Genomic DNA, 19,804 nt, shown 5'->3' on the forward strand with positions numbered 1-19,804 from the left:
TTTAATGTTTAAGCTACAAGACATTTTTCTTCAAAAGGAAGACCATCTTCGTCTATAGCTACTAAAATCTTTTTCTGTTTTGATGCTTCAAAGGTAAGATACAGCCAAGCAAATGACCATAAACCCAGAGTTAAACAAAAAATCATGAAATTTAAACTGTGATTAACCACTTTTCCTCCTTTAGATAAGACTGCGAAAAGCAATTCATCGTTTCTTTCTTCTAAAGTAAATCCGTTATGAACTTTGTTTGAAATCATATTCGAAAATACTTGCATGCTTTGTTCCTGGCTGAGATGATTGTCTTTCATAATTAATTAAAATCTACAATTAATCCAATACACTTTTCTTATTCCGCAATTTCTTGCAAAATTACTCCATCCAAAAAAATAAAAAACACCTACATTTATCCATTTTGTTAGAAATAATTCTACAATTTATTCAAAGTAGTTCTAAACTTTCATGATAAAGTTAATTTTTATTAAATTAATTACAAAATATTCACGTGTTAAAATTGATTATTTAATCACTTATTTTCAATTACTTAACCATAGCAAAGGAATTTTCGGTTAATAATTTAACAATACTTTTTTATTAGTAAAGAGTTTCATCTGCTTCTAGAAATTAAAAAACTAAGGCAAAAAAGAAAATTGTCTAATAAAAATTAAAGAATATTTTTAGCTAAATGATGTCTGAAACTTTTTTCAAAAATCAAATTAAATTTTAAATCCCAGTTTCTTGAAAATAGAATCAATAACATTATTAATATCTGGAGATATTCTGAATTTATAATTCAAGTACAGATACAAAATAGTTACTAAAACCGATTTTAAAGCAATGCTAATTAATTGGAAAAATGGAAATTCCCAGAAATAAAACACTAAAAACAATGCAAAAGTAAGAACCATTGAATGAATGGTTTGCTTTGTAAATGGATATAAATCTAGCTTTTTAACTACAAAAAGCAATTTAGCCAAACTATATAAAGTAATGGAAAGAAGAGTTGCAAACGCAGAACCAAAAATTCCTAAAATAGGGATAAAAATGATGTTCAGAATTACCGTTAAAACAACCAGCATTAGTCCTAAATACAATACCATTCGGTAATATTTAGTATTGAAAATAATCGCATTATTATTTCCTAAAATCAAATCGAAATACTTTGAAAGACCAATCATAAATACTACTGGAATTCCTCCACTATACTCCTTTGGAACCAATTCGTACAATTGATCAATATTTACAAAAATACAAAGCATTACAAATCCTCCCACAATCTGAAGATTAATAGAGGTCTTTTTATAAAGCTGATTTAATTCGTCATGTTTGTTTTCATGCATTAATCTCGCCGTAATTGGATACACAATTTGGTGCATAGCACGGCTCGGAACTGAAATTACTAAAGCGATATAAGTTGCAACAGAATAATACGCAATATTTTCAATTTTCATGTACTGATTCAAAATCAATTTGTCTCCGTCTAAAAGCAAATTGGCAACACTACCAGACAAAATAATATAAAAAGTATATTCCATTACACTTTTTACATTTTCAGGTATAGTGATCTGAAAATTAGGCTTCTTAATATAAAAAGCATAAAACATTGTTACAATAAAAGCTAAAAAATAAATAGCTGCTGTTACATAAACAAACTCAACCAAACTTATCCAGTTAAAATACAATCCGATTAAGGCGAAAGTTGAAAGCAATCTTAATCCAACTTCTTTAATAAAGTTTCCAAAAACGGAATGCATATGCACTCTTGCCCAAGCATAAAAAATCTCAAAGTATGCCATACAAATCCCTATAAACGGAATAAGAAGCATAAATTCACGCACAACAGGATTTTCTTTAGAAACAAAATCAGTTATATCATCGTAAAAAAAGAATCCGATAAGACCTAACGGAATACACATTATAATAGGAAATAAAGCGGTAAAAGACAGGAACTGCTCTCTTTCTTCTTCTGTTTTATATTGCGAATAAAATTTCACAAGTGTATTCTGCATTCCAATTGCGAACAATGGCATAATTACATTTGCTGCAGAAGTAATATAATTCGTTAAAGCATAATATGTTGCTCCAAGAAAAACAGGATAAAGGTATAATGTATTAATGGCTCCGATACCAAAACCAATATATGTAATTATAGTGTTTTTAAAAGACTGATTTAAGACAATACCCATGTTTGGATTTCTGAATTTAGATTTTAGATTTTAGATTTTTTACAATCTATGATTTCCTAATCAGCTGTGCTAATTGCTTCGTTAGATTTTTTCGAGAATATTGCTGTAAGCCAATTCCATGCGATTGCAATTCTCCTTTCAAAAACTGATTAAAAAAGTCCAAAAGTACACTTTTTAATTTCGCTTTTTCAGAATAATCAAAAAATACTCCGGTATTAGTCTCTGTAACAATATCTGCAAAGTCAGAACCTTGAGGTCCAATTGCAACAATTGGGCGGTTTGAAACCATGTATTCGAACAATTTTCCTGGAATAATACTTTTCGTATCTTCAGAATTAATCTCTATTAAAAGTAAAACTTGAGATTTTCTCTGATGCGCAACAGCTTCTTTATGAGAAACGTAACCCACTAAATTTAAATATTCTTTCAGTTGGTTTTCTTCTATCGCATCTAGAACTTCCTGACTAACAGCTCCGATTAATTTAATTTCTAAATGAGATTTAAATTCTGGAACTTCTTTCAATAATTCTACTAAAACCTCCCATAAAAACGGCGGATTTCTATCTGATAAAAAAGAACCAATATGAGCCAAAGTAAATTTAGTGTCTAAAGTCTGTTTTTCGATAGTTTCAACATCATAGCCGTTTGTAATTACAGTGATTGGCTTATTGGTAATCGCTTCAAATTCAGTTTTAGTGGTTTTACTTGTTACAATGATTTCATCTGCAGAATTAAGTACTTTGTGTTCTAAATTTTTATGCTTTTTTTCTGCATAAGAAGATAATCGAAGTGCTTTATGATATCCGATTGTTGTCCAAGGATCACGAAAATCAGCAAACCATTTCACTTTTAATTTTTGCTGTAATTCTAAACCAATTAAGTGCAAACTATGTGGCGGTCCAGAAGTTACAATCGTATCAATATTATTGTCTTGAATGTATTTTTCTAAATAAGAAACGGATGGTTTTACCCAAAAAACGCGGGCATCTGGAATAAAAAGATTTCCTCGAACCCAAAGAAATGTTTTATCCAAAAAGGTCTGTTTTTTCTTTTGCGGAAAAATTCCCGAACTAATTTTCTTGGTTTTATTTTTCGAAAAAATGGAAGCCAATTGGTAAGGCTCCCAAATTTTATTCTTTAAAACAATTACTTTATCTGATATTTCGCTCACCAATCCTTCATCAACAATTGGATAAGTCGGATTTTCTGGAACATAAACTATTGGCTGTACATCAAATTCTGGCAAATATTTTACAAATTTCAGCCAACGCTGTACACCAGGCCCTCCCGCAGGTGGGAAATAATAGGTAATTATTAAAAGTTTTTTTTGTTCCAAGGAAAATGGGTTTACTATTTTTAAAGTGCAAATTTAGAATTTTGAAATTCTAGACTTCTGTTTTCTTATTAGAATTTCTACTTTCAAAATAAACTCCTCCAGCTAAAAGCAACAGCATTCCAATTGAACTTATTAAAGTAATTGTTCCTCCCGTTTTGATAATCTGAGGCTCAAATTTAAATTCGATAGTGTGTTTTCCAGCAGGAACTTCCATTGCTCTTAGAACATAATCAACCGGGAAATGATCTGTTAATTTACCGTCTATATAAGCGTTCCAACCATTTTTATAATACATTTCAGAAAAAACAGCTAAACCTTCTCCGTTATTTTCTGATTTGTATTTGATATAATTTGGCTTATAGGTAACAACCTTAATCGTTCCTGTTGTGTCAAAAGCTTTCTTTAATCTCGCGTTTTGGAATTTACTTTCATGCTCGTGAACATTGAAAACCGCTACTTTTTTAGTGTCTAAAGTATTCAAGGCTTTCATTACGTCATCTGGTTTATTTACCAGTTTTACTGTACCCACAAACCAAGCATTTCCGTTAGCATCTGGATTAACAGCAGGAATTTGATTCCCTTCTTTATCTACTTGAATTACATACTTAACATTAAGCATATTAAGCACTTCCAAGTTATTTTTAGCGATTTGATAATCGTACAATTGCTGCATTCTTCTTGGTCTTACAGCACTATATCCGCCAATAGTTTTATGGAAATAAGAAGATCTTCCTTGTAATTGTCCCTGAAGATCAAATACACGGTAAACCGATGTGTCTTTTAAAATCTGACTATCTGCAGGTGTTTCTTGAAATGGTGCCGCAATCTGAACTGGACTCACAAAATCTTTAGCCGAAACATATTTTTTATCCACAAAGAATAAGTCAAAAATCAATAGAATACCTATTAAAACAATTCCTAGTTGATTATTTTCCTTTATAGAAATTAATCTCCAAACAAAATAAGCTAATAAAAATGAAATTAAAGGAACAAATGCTTTTATAGTCAATAAAGTTTTTTCTCCAATCACTATAAAAACAAAGAATACTCCCAACAATGCAAGTCCTAATAATAATATATAACTTAAGAGGATAATTATTTTTTCATATTTTAAAGAGCAATATAAAAGTCCGAAAGTGATTAAAATTAAAAATCCAGATCGCAATAAATCTGCATAATACATCGTCATTCTATCTTCTTTTAAAGCATCAACGAAATCTGGTCCGTAGCTTTCTAAGAAATATTGATCACTTGTTCCTGTAAAATGGAAGAAGCTTTTTGCTATTAATAAAATAACAAGAACTCCCAAACCAAAAACTCCTGTCTGTACTAAGGCTTTCTGCTGTAATTTTGGCTCGTCTTTAGCTTTAAAAAATGATTGTAATCCCATAACAGCTAAAACAGGGAAACATAATTCTAAAATGACTTGAATTGAAGATACCGCTCTAAATTTATCATAAAGAGGAACATATTCAATAAAAAAGTTCGTCAATAAAGAGAAGTTTTTACCCCAAGAAAGCACTAAAGTAAAAAGTGCTCCTGTAAGGAAAACATATTTAATTTTTCTTTCGTCTATAAATAGTGCCAAAACTGCTAAAAAGAAAACTACTGCTCCAATATAAGCTGGTGCAGAAACGATTGGTTGATCTCCCCAATACGTTGGCATTCCCGAAACAAAATCCTGAGCTTGAGATGCAGGAACTCCTTGTTCAACCATAAATGCATACATACGGCTGTCTGTACCAACATTTTCATGGCTTGAACCTCCAAAAATTCTTGGAGCAATTAAATTCAAACTTTCTGCAATACCATAACTATATTCTGTAATATAGTCGGTTGTCATAGAAGCTGTGGTTTCATTTTTTGATCCGTCTGGATTAAAAGTCAGCTCACTTTTATCTCTGATACTGTATTTAGCATATTCGTTTGTTGCCATTAAATTACCGGCATTAGCTCCTAAGGCAAAAATTCCGGCAATTAGTAGAACTCCGCAAGAAATTAAAAGTCCTTTAAAGTCTTTTTCTTTGATAAAATTAAAAGCAAAATAACCTGAAAGTATCAATAAGAATATCAATAAATAATAGGTCATTTGAAAGTGGTTGGCACTAATTTCTAATGCCACCGCAAACATCGTGAGCAGACCTCCTTTAATGTATTTTTTCTGGAATACGAGTATAAATCCTGCAATTACCAAAGGCATATAAGCAATGGCGTGTGCTTTGGCATTATGGCCAACTCCTAAAATGATGATCATATAAGTTGAAAAACCAAATGCAATTGAACCAATAAAGGCTTTCAATGGATCTGTTTTTAGAACCAATAATAAACCGTAAAAACCAAGGAAATATAAAAATAAGTAATCTGCAGGACGCGGAAGAAAACGCAGTACGTCATCAACTTTACCAATAAAATCGTTCGGATAATTTGCCCCAAGCTGATATGTTGGCATACCTCCAAAAGCTGAGTTCGTCCAATAAGGTTCAGCATTTTCAACAGCTCTAAAGTCATTTTGCTCTTTTGCCATTCCGGTATATTGGGCAATATCTGACTGGAAAATTTGCTTTCCTTGTAGAACTGGATAAAAATAAATTAATGATACTAAGATAAAGCCCAGTACAACAAGGGCATGCGGATAGAACTTATTTACTATTTTCAATTTTGGCTGGTTTGGGTTAAAATGAATCCTAAATTTTCAGGACACAAATCTAATCTATTTCTTCGTAATCAACATACTCCCCGACTTTTTTGGTTTCGCGCGGGTTTTTAGCATTAGCAGTATTAATAATTATTTCGTCTTTATTAGTATTCTGCCAATTATTACCTTGATTGTACTGATTGTATTGTTGTTGCTGTCTTTGAAAATTTTCACTCGCATTTTCAACTGCCTTTTTTACCAATACTGGCAAAAAGATTCGAGCTAAAAATTTCATGATATAATAAAAGGCGATAAGCCCAATAATAAATCTCAAACCTGAAAATGATGCTTCTTGCATAACTCTATAATTTTTTTCCAAAATTAATAAATCCGTTGTTTAAAAATAAAATATGAATCTTAAATAAATAATAAAATATGTACATTTGAAATGCGTTATTATTTTTTAATCCAAAAAAAATTATATGTTCAAAATTAAAAACTTACTTGCCCCGGTACTTTTTTTTATTCCACAACTGTTTTTTGCGCAATATACTGACGTTATTAATTCAAATCGTCCAGGTGAAACCATGTCAGCTTATGCTGTTGGAAAATCAGTAATTCAAGCCGAATTAGGTGTTTACGGCATTAAAGAAAAACACGATTTATTAGATTATGACGCTAGCGGATTTGGTACAGATCTGACTATTAGATATGGCGCTTTTCTTGAGCAATTAGAATTTATTGCTGATATTCAATATCAAATGGAAAACTTTGATACTTCTTACACTAGTTATAAAAAGAATAATTTCAGACAGACTGTTTTAGGTGCTAAATATCTTATTTACGATCCTTATAAAAATTATAAAAGAGAAGCTAATATTTATAGCTACAAAGCCAATCGTAATTTTCAATGGCGCGAATTGATTCCTGCTGTTTCTGTTTTTGCAGGAGCTAATTTTGTTGGTGCCGATAATCCTTATTATTTTTCTCCAGATGGTGCTATTTCGCCTAAAATCTCATTGATCACTCAAAACCTATTGGGCGGAGGATCTTGGGTTTTTGTAACTAATATTATTGCAGATTATATTGGAACAGATTATCCAAGTTATGGATATGTATTAACTTTGACGCACGGATTTAATGACAGATGGTCTGGTTTTATTGAAAATCAAGGATATAAAAGCGACTTTTACAGCGATTCTATTCTTCGTGCAGGAGCTGCTTTTTTACTTTCTTCAAATATGCAGGTTGATGCTTCTATAAGTACTAACTTTAAAAACACACCATCTATTTTATATGGTGGCGTTGGAGTTTCATGGCGCTATGACGGATGGTACAAAGAAAAGCAGATTGAAAATAAAGCAGCAGACAGAGCGAAAAAGAATCCTGACAATGAAAAACAAATAGATTATCAGGAAAAAGAAAGAAAACGTAAAGCAAAATACGAATAAAGTAAAAATAACAAACCTTTAAAAAGGACTCAATACCACCTTAATGATTACAATTAAAGAAGCCATAAGCAAGAAAGAATTAACCGAATACATCAAATTTCCTTTTTCATTGTATAAGGATAATCCGTATTGGGTTCCTCCTATTATTTCAGATGAATTGGAATCTTTTGATAAAACCAAAAACCCAGCATTTGATAATGCCGAGGCTTACTTTTATTTGGCTTACAGAGATAATAAAATTGTGGGACGTATCACTGCTATTATCAATTGGTCTGAAGTTAACAATCAGCACAAAAGGAAAGTACGCTTTGGATGGTTTGATGTAATTGATGATATTGAAGTCACAAAAGCTTTGCTTGAAAAAGTTTATGAATTAGGAAGAAAACACAATTTAGAGCATGCTGAAGGTCCAATGGGATTTTCGAATTTAGATAAAGTTGGAGTTCTTACCGAAGGTTTTGACCAAGTTGGAACCATGATTACTTGGTACAATCATGAGTATTACGTAAGACATTTTGAGGAATTAGGCTTTCAAGTTGAAAAACAATATATTGAAAGTATATTTCCTTTTTCTAATGTTAAACCAGAATTCTTTCAAAAGGCACAAGAATTAATCAAGAAACGTTACGGACTAAAAGCTCTTAATTTCACCAAAACAAAAGACATTATGCCTCACGTAGACAAAATGTTTGATTTGTTTAATGAATCTTATGAAAAACTTGCCTCGTTTGTAGCCATTTCTGATGTGCAAAAAGAGTATTTTAAAAAGAAATACATCAGCTTTATTAATCCAGAGTATATCAAATTTGTAGTTGATAAAGACGATAATTTGGTTGCTTTTAGTATTGTAATGCCGAGTTTTGTGGAAGCTTTACAGAAAATAAGAGGAAAATTGTTTCCATTTGGCTTTTTACAATTATTAAAAGCTAGAAAACACAGTAAAGATGTCGTTTTTTACCTTATCGGAGTTCATCCTGAATACCAAAACAAAGGTGTTACGGCTATTATTTTTGATGAATATTACAAGACTTTTTCAGCAAAAGGAATTCAGACTTGCATTAGAACTCCAGAATTATTAGAAAACAATGCTATTCATTTACTTTGGAAAAACTTTGACCCTACTATTCACTGTCAGAGAAAGACTTATTTGAAGAATCTTTAATTTTAGTTTTCAGTCGCAGTCGCAGTTTTCAACTATGGACTTAAATAAATCTTTAATAACAGTTTGTGACGAATGTAATAGTGAATTTTACACCGATTCATCTGTCATGAAAAATCTATGTCCTGAATGTGCACATTATATTTATGGATATGAAAATTGCTTTCATGAATTTGTAAATAAACATTGCGTAAAATGTTATTGGAACGGAAATTCAACTGAATATATAAATACACTTAAAAATTAATTTCAAAAATAAAAAAAATCCATTCGCCCCCAAACGAATGGATTTTTCACTTCATAAACACATCATTTACTCTACTTTGCAATCAACTTTAGTCAAAGTATTTTTTTGATCAAATTTTAGTTTTGATTTATCTTTAAAAGAAACTTTATCATTGGCAGTTACTACATCGCCATATCCTTCAACAAAAGTTCCATCTTTTTGCAGAAAAACAACCTCTCTTACAGACGAAACTCCTTCTGAATTAAAAGTATAATCGGCAACTAAAGTGTCGCCTTTCATATTTCCTATTAAAGTTCCTTCGTTTTTATCTTTTCCGACCAAATTATAACTTAGTTTTCCGTTTACTTCCTGATGAGAATTAACATTAAAACTCATTTCGATCACGCTTCCGTTAGATCTCCAAGCATAACATTGATCACCTGCAGGTTCTACAATTTCGGCTTCTTTTGGCGGACTTGGTGTTATTTGTATCGGTTCTGTCGTTGTGGTTTCTTTTTTACAGGAAACAAAAACAGACAACGCTATCACCGCTATTATTAGTACTTTTTTCATAATTCTATATTTTTATTTTGTGATTATGATTATAAAGTTACCTCAAATAAAAAAAATCCATTCGTAGAACAAATGGATTTTTTTACATAATTCCCACTTAAGGAAATCTATTTTTTTGAAAATTTACGAAACGTCAACCGTTGTACGCTCAGCAATTTCTTTATAAGTTCCGTTAGTCAATTTCTCACGAATTGCCTCGAAAGCTGTTAAAGTCTCTTCGATATCTGCTAATGTATGAGAAGCTGTAGGAATCATTCTTAATAAGATAATTCCTTTTGGAATAACTGGATATACAACGATAGAAAGGAAAATACCGTAGTTCTCTCTTAAATCGTTTACCATTACCATAGCTTCAGGAATACTTCCTTCTAAGTAAACTGGCGTGATACAAGTATTAGTGTCTCCAATATTAAATCCTTTTTCTTTAAGACCGCTTTGCAATGCGTTTACATTTTCCCAAAGTTTATCTTTAATTGCAGAAGATTGGCGCAATAACTCTAAACGTTTCAAAGATCCAATTGTCTGAATCATCGGCAATGCTTTAGCAAACATTTGAGAACGCAAGTTGTATTTCAAATAATCGATAACTGTTTTATCAGCTGCTACGAAAGCTCCAATATTAGCCATGGATTTTGCAAAAGTAGAGAAGTAAACATCAATCTGATCTTGAACTCCTTGCTCCTCACCTGCTCCAGCACCAGTTTTACCTAAAGTACCAAAACCGTGAGCATCATCTACTAATAATCTAAAATTGTATTTTTTCTTTAATTCAGCAATTTCTTTTAATTTTCCTTGCTGTCCACGCATTCCAAAAACACCTTCAGTAATAAATAAAATACCTCCACCCGTTTCTTCAGCCATTTTAGTAGCACGTTGCAAGTTTTTCTCCATACTTTCCAAATCATTGTGTTTGTATGTGAAACGTTTACCCATGTGCAAACGAACACCATCAATGATACAAGCATGTGAATCAACATCATAAACAATAATGTCATTTTTAGTAACCAAAGCATCAATGATAGAAACCATTCCTTGGTAACCAAAATTCAATAAATAAGCAGATTCTTTCATTACGAAATCAGCCAATTCATTTTCTAATTGTTCGTGATACGTTGTGTGTCCAGACATCATACGAGCTCCCATTGGATATGCTGCACCAAACTGAATTGCTGCATCTGTATCTGCTTTACGAACTTCTGGATGATTTGCTAAACCTAAATAATCATTTAAACTCCAGTTTAAAATATTTTTTCCGTGAAATTGCATTCTAGGACCCAACTCTCCTTCTAACTTTGGGAAAACATAATAACCTTCTGCTTGAGAAGCCCACTTTCCTAAAGGTCCTTTATTGTCCTGAATTCTTTCGAATAAATCTTTTACCATAATATATGTAGTAATTTTTTTTACTTAATCAGCGAGCAAAAATAATCATTATTAATTTAAAATGAAGAGCCTCAATTATTTTTATTTAAAAATAATCATCTGATTTTATTCTGTAAGTTTTACCTTAAACAATTATTCAGAATTAGCAGCAAACATGATTTTTATCATAATAAAAGACAAAATAGTCCTTTAATTTTGATCCATATTTAAACGAAAACAAAACCAAGTAATTATGGAAAGAAATAACAAAATTTGGATTAAAATGAACGTGCTGATATGTTCATTTTTTATGATTCTTCTTTTAGGCAGTTGCAAAAAAGATGAAGCTAAAAATTACGCAGATATTATGACTGAGGGCGAAATGGAAGCCGAGCTTACTTCTCCTCCTCATGTACCAAAACCTGTTGGCGGCAGAACAGCTATGAAACTTAAATTAAACATGGAAATTAAGGAACAAGAAGGTACAATGACTGATGGTGTAAAATATACTTATTGGACATTTGGAGGTTCTGTTCCGGGAAGTTTTATTAGAACGCGAGTTGGCGATGAAGTTGAATTTCATCTAAAAAACCATCCTGACAACAAATTACCGCATAATATTGATTTACATGCCGTAACTGGTCCAGGTGGTGGAGCAACTTCATCTCTTGTAGCTCCTGGACATGAAAAAGTTTTCAGTTTTAAAGTTGTAAATCCTGGATTGTATGTATATCACTGTGCAACAGCTCCCGTGGGTATGCATATTGCAAATGGTATGTACGGATTGATTCTGGTTGAACCTGAAGGCGGACTTCCTCCTGTTGATAAAGAATACTACGTAATGCAAGGTGATTTTTACACTCAAGGTGAATATGGAGCAAAAGGCCTTCAGCCGTTTGACATGAATAAAGCGGTAAAAGAAACACCTGATTATGTTGTATTTAATGGAAAAGTGGGTTCGTTAACAAACGGAAATGAATTGACCGCAAAAGTAGGCGAAACAGTTCGTTTATTTGTTGGAAACGGTGGACCAAACTTAGTTTCTTCTTTTCACGTTATTGGAGAAATATTTGATAATGTTCATGTTGAAGGCGGAAGTGCAGTAAACAAAAATGTTCAAACGACTTTAATTCCAGCTGGTGGCGCTGCGATTGTAGATTTTAAAGTTGAAACTCCCGGAACTTTCATTTTAGTTGATCACTCTATTTTCAGAGCTTTTAATAAAGGTGCATTGGGAATGCTAAAAGTAGAAGGAAAAGAAAACAAAAACATTTATTCTGGAACAATTCAAGAAGGCATTTATTTACCTGAAGGAGGAACAATTCAGAAAATGCCAGGAACCTCAACTGTGAAAACTGAAACTCCAAAACGAACTATTGCCGAAAAAGTTAAAATTGGTAAAGAAATCTTCGGAACAACTTGTTTCGCTTGCCACCAATCTGAAGGACAAGGAATTCCAAACACTTTTCCTCCTTTGGCAAAATCAGATTATCTCAATGCCGATTCTAAACGTGCTATTAAAACAATACTTCATGGTTTAACTGGAGAAGTAACAGTAAACGGTAAAAAATACAACAACGTAATGCCTGCTCAGAATTTATCTGATGATGAAATAGCAAATGTGCTGACTTACATTTACAGCAGCTGGGGCAATAACAAAACAGAAATTACGCCAGAAATGGTAAAAGCGCTAAGATAACAGCAAAGCAAATGGCATGAAAAAATACATTTTCATTCTTTTAATTGTCTTTTTCTCTGTGTTTACCAGTGTCATGAAAGCACAGGAAACGGGAATGGCTTTCATTAAAGAGGGATCTTTCGTCCCTCTTTATGGAGCCGTTTCTAAAAAACCTGTCGAAGTAAAATCGTTTTATATAGACATTTACCCTGTCACAAATCGTGAATTTTTAGATTTCGTCAAAAAGAATCCTTCTTACCAAAAATCAAAAATTAAAGGACTTTTCGCCGATAAAAGCTATCTCTCTTATTGGAAAAACGATTTTGATTTTGGAAATGCAAAACCAAATTCTCCTGTGACAAATGTTTCTTGGTTTGCCGCAAAAAAATACTGCGAATGCGAAGGAAAACGTTTAGCTACTATGGATGAATGGGAATATGTAGCAATGGCTGACACTAAAAGAGTTGACGCAAGAATCAAAAAAGAATTCAACGAATATATTTTGTCTTGGTATGAGAAATCGAGAACGTATGAAAATGAAATTGGAAAAACCTTAAAAAATTATTGGGGCGTTTTCGACATGCACGGTTTGGTTTGGGAATGGACTTCTGATTTTAATAGCATCTTTTTATCGGGAGAATCCAGAAAAGACAAAAGCACCGACAAAAATCTCTTCTGCGGAAGCGGATCTGTAAACGCATCCGATTTAATGGATTATGCCGCTTTTATGCGTTACGCATTTCGTGGAAGCCTGAAAGCGCAATATTCAACACGAAATCTTGGATTTAGATGCGCCAGTACCACAAAACCGAAAATCTAATTTAAATTAGTTGAAATGAAAAAAACAGCAATTGCTTTTCTTCTTCTCTTCTCATTTTACAGTTGTAAAGAAGCAGATAAAAAAGAAGTTAAAGCAGAAATAAAAAAAGAAATCAGCGATTTATCAATTTACAATCTTCCTTCCAAATGGACAACGCAAGATGGAAAAGACATCGAATTAAAATCGCTTAGAGGAAATGTTCTCGTAATGGTAATGATTTACACAAGTTGCAAAGCTGCATGTCCTAGATTAGTTGCCGATATGCGTGATATTGAATCGAAACTAGAGAAAAATACAAAACAACACGTCAAATTGATTTTAGTTAGTATAGATCCAAATACAGATACTCCTGAAAGATTAAAATCATTCGCAATTGAAAATAAAATGAATCAAGATCCTTGGATTTTCCTTCGTTCAACAGAAGAAAATACTAGAGAATTTGCAGCAGTTTTAGCAGTAAATTATAAAAAAATCTCGCCAATAGATTTTTCGCATTCGAACATTATTAGTGTTTTTAATCCAGAAGGAGAATTGGTTTTTCAGCAAGAAGGTTTAGGCGTAAATAATGATAAAACAATTGAAACAATAAATCAGGAAGCCGAAAAGATATAGACACAATTTTTAAACACATAGAAACATAGATTTTTAAGAAAGTAAAAAAAAGATGATTTTAAAAAATCTAGATTTTAACACATAGCTATGTGAATTGATGCAAGTGCAACGCCTTTTATTGAGGTTCTAAACTATGTTTCTATGTGTTTAAATTAAAATTTCATTAGATAAATAGGTTAATTAGTAAGAAACAAGAGCAGGTTTATGATAAAATCGGCTCTTGTTTTTTATTTATAATCGATGCCATAATTAGAATTAATCCCAAAACCAAAAGAATACTAAATATCAAAATACTTTGAAAATATCCTGGAATACTTCCTTCTCCAAAAAAGAAGAACCAACCTTGAAGAAACAACAAAACCTCCGTCAAAATATATCCTAAAATAAAACACTTCACTCCTGTTTTTAATGATTTAGAATTGGCAGAAAGCATTTTATTCTGCAACAATATTCCAAACAAAAATCCTGTTATGATTCCCAAAGTCGTTAAATGAATAAATCCGATTACAAAATTTCGAATTTGATGTGAAACTTCTGCTAGATTAGGAAAAATTGTCAGCAATTGAATGCCGACTTTTAAAAATAAAGAACACAAAGCCAAACCGTAAACAGCTTTTGTAGTTTTATCTAAAGCATTTCTAAAATGATTGATTTGCGGCTGAAGCATTTTATAGAAATAAATAAAAGCTCCTAATTGAATCAAAACTCCTAAAACATTGATATAACTCAAAATTTGATTTTCCATATACCAACGTACAGGAAAAGCTAACGTTAATAGTGTAGAAATGATTATCAAAAAGTAAAACTTCTTAAATTTTGCCTCATCAATTTTACTTTGAAATTGTTTTAAAAACAAAGCTAAAATTGCCAATATAAACCAGCCATTAAATTGAAAATGAAGGAAAAACTGAATCGCTATTTGATAAAAGGCACTTTGTTTTCCTAACGTGCTTACGGCTGGCCCAAGACACCACACCCCGAAAGTCGATAAAATCATAAACAGAATCGAAACCAATAAGAGTCTCTGCGAAGGAGATTTATCTGTTAAGCAGTCTTCCCAAATCAAGCGACAAAAAACATAACTCAACAAAATATGCATTGTTGAGAAAATAATCGAAAACAAAGCATATCCTTGAATCGGAAAGGCGATCATCATTCCAACAACTGAAAACTCAGTCATCCAAAATAAACGATTGTAAATGGGTTTCTGGCTTTTTTCTTTTGGAATAAAAAAATGAACGACCAAAACATAAACGATCAAATAAACCCAGCCCAACATCGCAACGTGCGAATGGGCATGAAGCAGAAAACTATAGTTTAGAAAATCTAAAGGAAAAAGATACATAAAACGCATTAATAATCCGAAAACACAGGCAATCAGAAAATTAAAAAAACAGCAAAGTATCCAACTTTTTTGAGAATTCATATTGCAACTTTTAAAACCTATAAAATTATTAAACCATATAAGTAATATANNTATATTACTTATATGGTTTAAAATAAAAACACCGATAATTATCATGTTTAGATATTCTATCGGTGCTTTTTCCACTATTAAAATTAACCCTTATTCTACTTCAACAAAGTCTTTTTCTAAAATCACAGCTTTTGGAAATAAAATATTATTTTCCAAATGAATGTGTTTGTGCAAATCTGCTTCAAACTCTTTCAGCATGGCAAAAGTTACTCTGTAAGTCGTACAAGCATCTGCTGGCGGAGTATAATTATCTGTCAACGTGGCGATTTCTCTAAAGCGTTCGCCTTCATTATCGTGTTCGTGCATCATCATTGCAATTGGGTTTGAAACGGTTCCGAATGATGGCTGATGTAAAATTCCGTCTGATTCTTTCGTTTTCACCATTCGTTTTACAAAAGGAAACAATACCAATTCTTCTTTTTTCATGTGCTGAGATAATTCTCCTGCACAGCCAATAAACAATTCATTAATCTTGAATAATTCAGGATGATTAGCACCGTGAACTTTGCATAATTTATCTAAAAACGGAAGTAAAACATTCGTTTTTTCTTCTACATAACGATGATGTGTTTTCTCAATATAATCTGCCAATAAATCTAAAGGCCAGGAATTGAAATCAATGCTTCCGCCGTTTTCTGATTGCACAACTTGAAGCACATTTTCTAATAAAACATCTGCATCAATATTTTGTTTTTCGCATACTTCAGTAACTGTTCGATTTCCTTTGCAACAAAAATCAATTCTATATTTAGAGAATACTGCAGCTGTTCTAAAATCTTCAGCTACAAACGATCCTATTGTTTTGTTTTTTAAATTTTCCATGATAATCAATTTATATTTTGTGTTTTATTTTTTGTTTTTTAATGTCAGTTCAAATACAAACCAAGCCATTGTTATGAACCCGATTCCGAAAATTGAATCTCCAATGGCACGAAGCCATTTTAAAGTAATCATTGTTGGCTGTTGCATTAATTCTGATGAACGAGCATACCACATTCCGTGATTAATACTTTCAATTGCCTGCCAAACTCCGATTGGAAGAAGGCTTAATATTGCCATTAAGAATAATCCAATATTTAATGACCAAAAAGTAATTTTAAGCAGTTTGCTGTTCCAACTTACATTTCGGTACAAACTTCTTAGTACAAACAATACCAAACCAATCCCCAGCATTCCGTAAACTCCAAATAAAGCCGTATGTCCGTGTAAAGGCGTTGTATTTAAACCTTGTACATAATACAATGCAATTGGCGGATTAATAATGAATCCGAAGATTCCGGCTCCGAGGAAATTCCAAAAGGCTACAGAAATCATAAAATAAATTGGCCATTTATAATCTGCGATCCATTGTGTCGATTTTGAGATTTTATAGTTTTGATACGCTTCAAATCCTATTAAAGTTAAAGGCACAACTTCTAATGCACTAAACGTTGCTCCTAAAGCCATAATTGCCGTTGGTGTTCCTGAAAAATACAAGTGGTGAAATGTTCCTAAAATACCTCCAGACATGAAAATAATAGTTGCAAAAAGTACATTTAAAGTCGCTGTTTTCGTTTTTAATAATCCCAAGCGAACAAATAAAAACGCAATCACAACTGTTGCAAATACTTCAAAAAATCCTTCAACCCAAAGGTGCACTACCCACCATCTCCAATATTCGGCGATGGCTAAATTGGTTTGTCTTCCCCACATTAATCCCGCTCCGTAAAACATGGCAATTGCAGTACAAGAAACTAAGAACAAAATGATTAGGTTTTTCTCTTCTGTTTTTTTCTTTAAAACTGGAAGTAACGGACGAACCATTAAAGCCAGCCATAAAAACAGTCCAACTAAAAGGAAAATCTGCCAGAAACGGCCTAAATCAACATATTCGTAACCTTGATGACCAAACCAAAAGTTTTGAACTAAATTCAGTTTCTGCATTACACCAAACCATTGTCCAGCCATTGAACCTAAAACAATAATCAGCAAAGCAATAAACAAGAAATTAATTCCAAAACATTGAAATTTAGGATCTTTACCCGAAACTGCTGGAGCGATATACAATCCTGTTGCTAGCCAAGCCGTTGCAATCCAAAAAATTGCTAACTGCGTGTGCCATGTACGTGTTACGGCATAAGGCAGAATTTTATCAATCGGGATTCCATACAAACCATTTCCTTCCACTCCGTAGTGTGCCGTGATGATTCCGAAGACCATTTGTAAAACCATAAGCAAACTCACAATCCAGAAATATTTGGTTACCAATCCCATAGATTTGGTTTTTCCTTGCTTAATAAGCGGATCTTCTTTTGGCAATGGAAATTCTTCTTCTTCACCCGATTTTGCATGATAGAAAACTAAAATTCCAACACTCAAAATCAATAAAATAATACTTACTCCAGACCAAGCTAAAAGTTCTGTTGTGGCAGTATTTCCAACCAATTCATCTGACGGCCAGTTGTGTGTGTATGAAATGGTATTATCAGGACGATTGGTAACTGTTGCCCATGTTGCCCAGAAGAAAAAGGCATTCATTTTATGCATTCTCTCTACATCTGTAATAGAATTTTTCGGAATTGCATATTCTTCTCTCAGTTTATCGAATTTTGGATCATTCGTAAAAAGACCTTTATAATATTCACTTAGATTTTCAATCGCTGCTAAACGGTTTTCTGAAATAGTAAGCACACCTGTTTCAGCATCGTAGCGATTTGTTCTTAAATCTTTCTGCAAACGAACTTTTAGAGCCGATTGTTTTTCGGCATCTAATTCCTCATACTTTTTATTAAAATCCTTTTGAGCATAAATATTCAATATAAAAATGGCTTCTCTGTGTAGCCAATCTGCGGTCCAATCTGGGGCCACATAGGCTCCGTGTCCCCAGATAGATCCCACTTCCTGACCTCCTATACTTTGCCAGATATTTTGTCCGTCTCTAATTTCGCTTTCGCTAAAAACAACTTTTCCAGAATCTGAAATAATCTCTTTCGGAACTGGCGGTGCCTGCTGATAAATTTCATATCCATAATAACCAAGCACGGCAAATGAAATACTCATTACCAATGCAAATACTATCCATAATTTTTTTTCTCTTTTCATTTCTTTGGGGGAAATTTTATAAATAAAAGACAATTTTATCTTTTATTAATTTTAAAAAAAACTCCAAATCTATTTTAGTATTTGGAGTTTATATTATTTACTCAACAATTAATACGCCTTTCATCATAGCCACGTGACCAGGGAAAGAGCAAATAAATGGGTATGATCCTTTTTTGTCAATTGTAAACTCGATTGTATCTTCTTCTCCACCACCAATTAATTTAGTGTGTGCAATGATTGAAGCTTTTTCAGATTCTGGAATATAATCAGTTGCTTTTGCGTCATTAGCTTTCAAAGCAAAAGCTGCTTGATCTGTTCCTTCTTGTAAAATCACTAAATTGTGTCCCATTGCTTCTTTCGGAATTTTTCCAACGTGTTTCAAAGTCAATTTGATTGGTTTTCCAGCAACAGCTTTTAATTCATTTACATTAAATTGCATTTGATCATTTCCTTCAATAACTAATACATTTTCCTCAGCAGCTGGCGTTACTGGAGCAGCTTCTCCTTCTGTAGATGGCTCAGTTGTTTCTGTTTGATCGGCAGGAACTGTTTCTTTTTTTCCGCAAGAAGTAACTGCTAAAAATCCCATAAGGATTAGTATCGAAATTTTGGTTTTTGTGTTCATTTTTAAGATAATTTATTAAAATATTATTCGTTTATGTTTAATGTTTTTAGGAAAAAATCGCCTGATTTTACATCTGTAGCCAATTGCTCTAAAGTCGTTTTGGTTAGCATTTCTAAAAGAAGTCCGCGTATTTTTTTAAACTCATGATGAACTGGACACGGATGCTCTTCTGAACATTCTTTTAATCCGATTCCACACCCGCTGTAAATTTTATTTCCGTCGATGGCATCTACAATCTGAATTAACTTTATGTTTTTTACCGCTTCATTAGAAACTTCAAAACCACCTCCAACTCCTTTTGCAGAATGTATGATTCCGCTTTTAGTCAAAATCTGCATGATCTTGGCCGTAAATGGCTCGGGAGAATCTATTTCTTTCGCAACATCTTTTATTCCAACTCTTATTCCTTTAGAAGATTTTGTTGCAATAAATATTGAAGCTCTAATTCCGTATTCACACGCTTTTGAAAACATACATCCTTAATTAATTCTAGACAAAGATAGAAAGGTTTTAAATAAAAGACAAATTTATCTTTAATTATTTTTACAAAGACCAAATATTATTTATAATGAAACTAATTAGTGCC

At 32.4% G+C, this 19,804-nt stretch carries 17 protein-coding genes; 5 read left to right on the forward strand and 12 right to left on the reverse strand.

Annotated elements, in window-relative coordinates; all coding sequences use genetic code 11:
• Nucleotides 1–8 precede the first annotated feature (8 nt).
• The 5 genes from OD917_RS19360 to OD917_RS19380 all read right to left on the reverse strand — a co-directional run bounded on the left by OD917_RS19360 (nt 9) and on the right by OD917_RS19380 (nt 6,512).
• Nucleotides 9–308 (reverse strand): hypothetical protein, encoded by a 300-nt coding sequence (locus OD917_RS19360; protein ID WP_111286690.1) that lies wholly within the window; start codon nt 306–308, stop codon nt 9–11.
• A 405-nt stretch (nt 309–713) separates the two neighbouring features.
• A complete protein-coding gene (locus OD917_RS19365; protein ID WP_263525066.1) occupies nt 714–2,183 on the reverse strand; it encodes a polysaccharide biosynthesis C-terminal domain-containing protein in 1,470 nt (489 codons plus the stop codon).
• A 46-nt stretch (nt 2,184–2,229) separates the two neighbouring features.
• Nucleotides 2,230–3,519, reverse strand: coding sequence for a glycosyltransferase family 4 protein (locus OD917_RS19370; protein WP_263525067.1), 1,290 nt, complete (start codon nt 3,517–3,519; stop codon nt 2,230–2,232).
• Nucleotides 3,520–3,568: 49 nt separating this feature from the next.
• A complete protein-coding gene (locus tag OD917_RS19375; protein WP_263525068.1) occupies nt 3,569–6,175 on the reverse strand; it encodes a YfhO family protein in 2,607 nt (868 codons plus the stop codon).
• A gap of 49 nt (nt 6,176–6,224) precedes the next feature.
• Nucleotides 6,225–6,512 carry a DUF4834 family protein gene (locus tag OD917_RS19380; protein ID WP_263525069.1) on the reverse strand — a complete coding sequence of 96 codons (288 nt, stop codon included), beginning with the start codon at nt 6,510–6,512 and terminating at the stop codon, nt 6,225–6,227.
• A 124-nt stretch (nt 6,513–6,636) separates the two neighbouring features.
• Between OD917_RS19380 and OD917_RS19385 the strand changes: the two genes are divergently transcribed.
• Together OD917_RS19385 and OD917_RS19390 are read left to right on the forward strand one after the other, a co-directional pair.
• A complete protein-coding gene (locus OD917_RS19385; protein WP_263525070.1) occupies nt 6,637–7,605 on the forward strand; it encodes a transporter in 969 nt (322 codons plus the stop codon).
• Between the two features lie 43 nt (nt 7,606–7,648).
• A complete protein-coding gene (locus OD917_RS19390) occupies nt 7,649–8,767 on the forward strand; it encodes a GTP cyclohydrolase (protein ID WP_248726133.1) in 1,119 nt (372 codons plus the stop codon).
• 310 nt (nt 8,768–9,077) lie between these two features.
• Here the strand turns inward: OD917_RS19390 and OD917_RS19395 are convergent, their stop codons facing one another.
• Entirely contained in the window at nt 9,078–9,563 is a 486-nt protein-coding gene (locus OD917_RS19395; protein WP_263525071.1) for a hypothetical protein, read from the reverse strand.
• A 123-nt stretch (nt 9,564–9,686) separates the two neighbouring features.
• Complete coding sequence (locus tag OD917_RS19400; RefSeq protein WP_263525072.1) at nt 9,687–10,946, reverse strand: aminotransferase class I/II-fold pyridoxal phosphate-dependent enzyme; 1,260 nt, start codon at nt 10,944–10,946, stop codon at nt 9,687–9,689.
• 289 nt (nt 10,947–11,235) lie between these two features.
• Between OD917_RS19400 and nirK the strand changes: the two genes are divergently transcribed.
• The 3 genes from nirK to OD917_RS19415 are packed head-to-tail and all read left to right on the forward strand — an operon-like array spanning nt 11,236 to nt 14,035.
• Complete coding sequence (nirK, locus tag OD917_RS19405) at nt 11,236–12,624, forward strand: copper-containing nitrite reductase (protein WP_410501069.1); 1,389 nt, start codon at nt 11,236–11,238, stop codon at nt 12,622–12,624.
• A 16-nt stretch (nt 12,625–12,640) separates the two neighbouring features.
• Nucleotides 12,641–13,423: a formylglycine-generating enzyme family protein gene (locus OD917_RS19410; protein ID WP_411970396.1), complete on the forward strand. Its 783-nt coding sequence runs from the start codon at nt 12,641–12,643 to the stop codon at nt 13,421–13,423.
• Nucleotides 13,424–13,438: 15 nt separating this feature from the next.
• Nucleotides 13,439–14,035 (forward strand): SCO family protein, encoded by a 597-nt coding sequence (locus tag OD917_RS19415; RefSeq protein ID WP_263525073.1) that lies wholly within the window; start codon nt 13,439–13,441, stop codon nt 14,033–14,035.
• Between the two features lie 202 nt (nt 14,036–14,237).
• Here OD917_RS19415 and OD917_RS19420 read toward each other — a convergent pair whose 3' ends face one another.
• The 5 genes from OD917_RS19420 to OD917_RS19440 all read right to left on the reverse strand — a co-directional run bounded on the left by OD917_RS19420 (nt 14,238) and on the right by OD917_RS19440 (nt 19,691).
• Nucleotides 14,238–15,461: a cbb3-type cytochrome c oxidase subunit I gene (locus tag OD917_RS19420; RefSeq protein ID WP_263525074.1), complete on the reverse strand. Its 1,224-nt coding sequence runs from the start codon at nt 15,459–15,461 to the stop codon at nt 14,238–14,240.
• A gap of 141 nt (nt 15,462–15,602) precedes the next feature.
• Nucleotides 15,603–16,334 carry an iron-sulfur cluster repair di-iron protein gene (ric, locus tag OD917_RS19425; protein WP_263525075.1) on the reverse strand — a complete coding sequence of 244 codons (732 nt, stop codon included), beginning with the start codon at nt 16,332–16,334 and terminating at the stop codon, nt 15,603–15,605.
• Nucleotides 16,335–16,358: 24 nt separating this feature from the next.
• A complete protein-coding gene (locus OD917_RS19430; protein ID WP_263525076.1) occupies nt 16,359–18,593 on the reverse strand; it encodes a nitric-oxide reductase large subunit in 2,235 nt (744 codons plus the stop codon).
• Between the two features lie 97 nt (nt 18,594–18,690).
• Nucleotides 18,691–19,218, reverse strand: a complete 528-nt coding sequence (azu, locus tag OD917_RS19435) for an azurin (protein WP_263525077.1) — start codon at nt 19,216–19,218, stop codon at nt 18,691–18,693.
• A gap of 23 nt (nt 19,219–19,241) precedes the next feature.
• The gene (locus OD917_RS19440) at nt 19,242–19,691 is read right to left on the reverse strand and encodes an RrF2 family transcriptional regulator (RefSeq protein WP_129748402.1); all 450 of its coding nucleotides are present in this window, start codon (nt 19,689–19,691) and stop codon (nt 19,242–19,244) included.
• Nucleotides 19,692–19,804: the final 113 nt, after the last annotated feature.

Source organism: Flavobacterium sp. SH_e, assembly GCF_025717045.1.
Taxonomy (GTDB): domain Bacteria; phylum Bacteroidota; class Bacteroidia; order Flavobacteriales; family Flavobacteriaceae; genus Flavobacterium.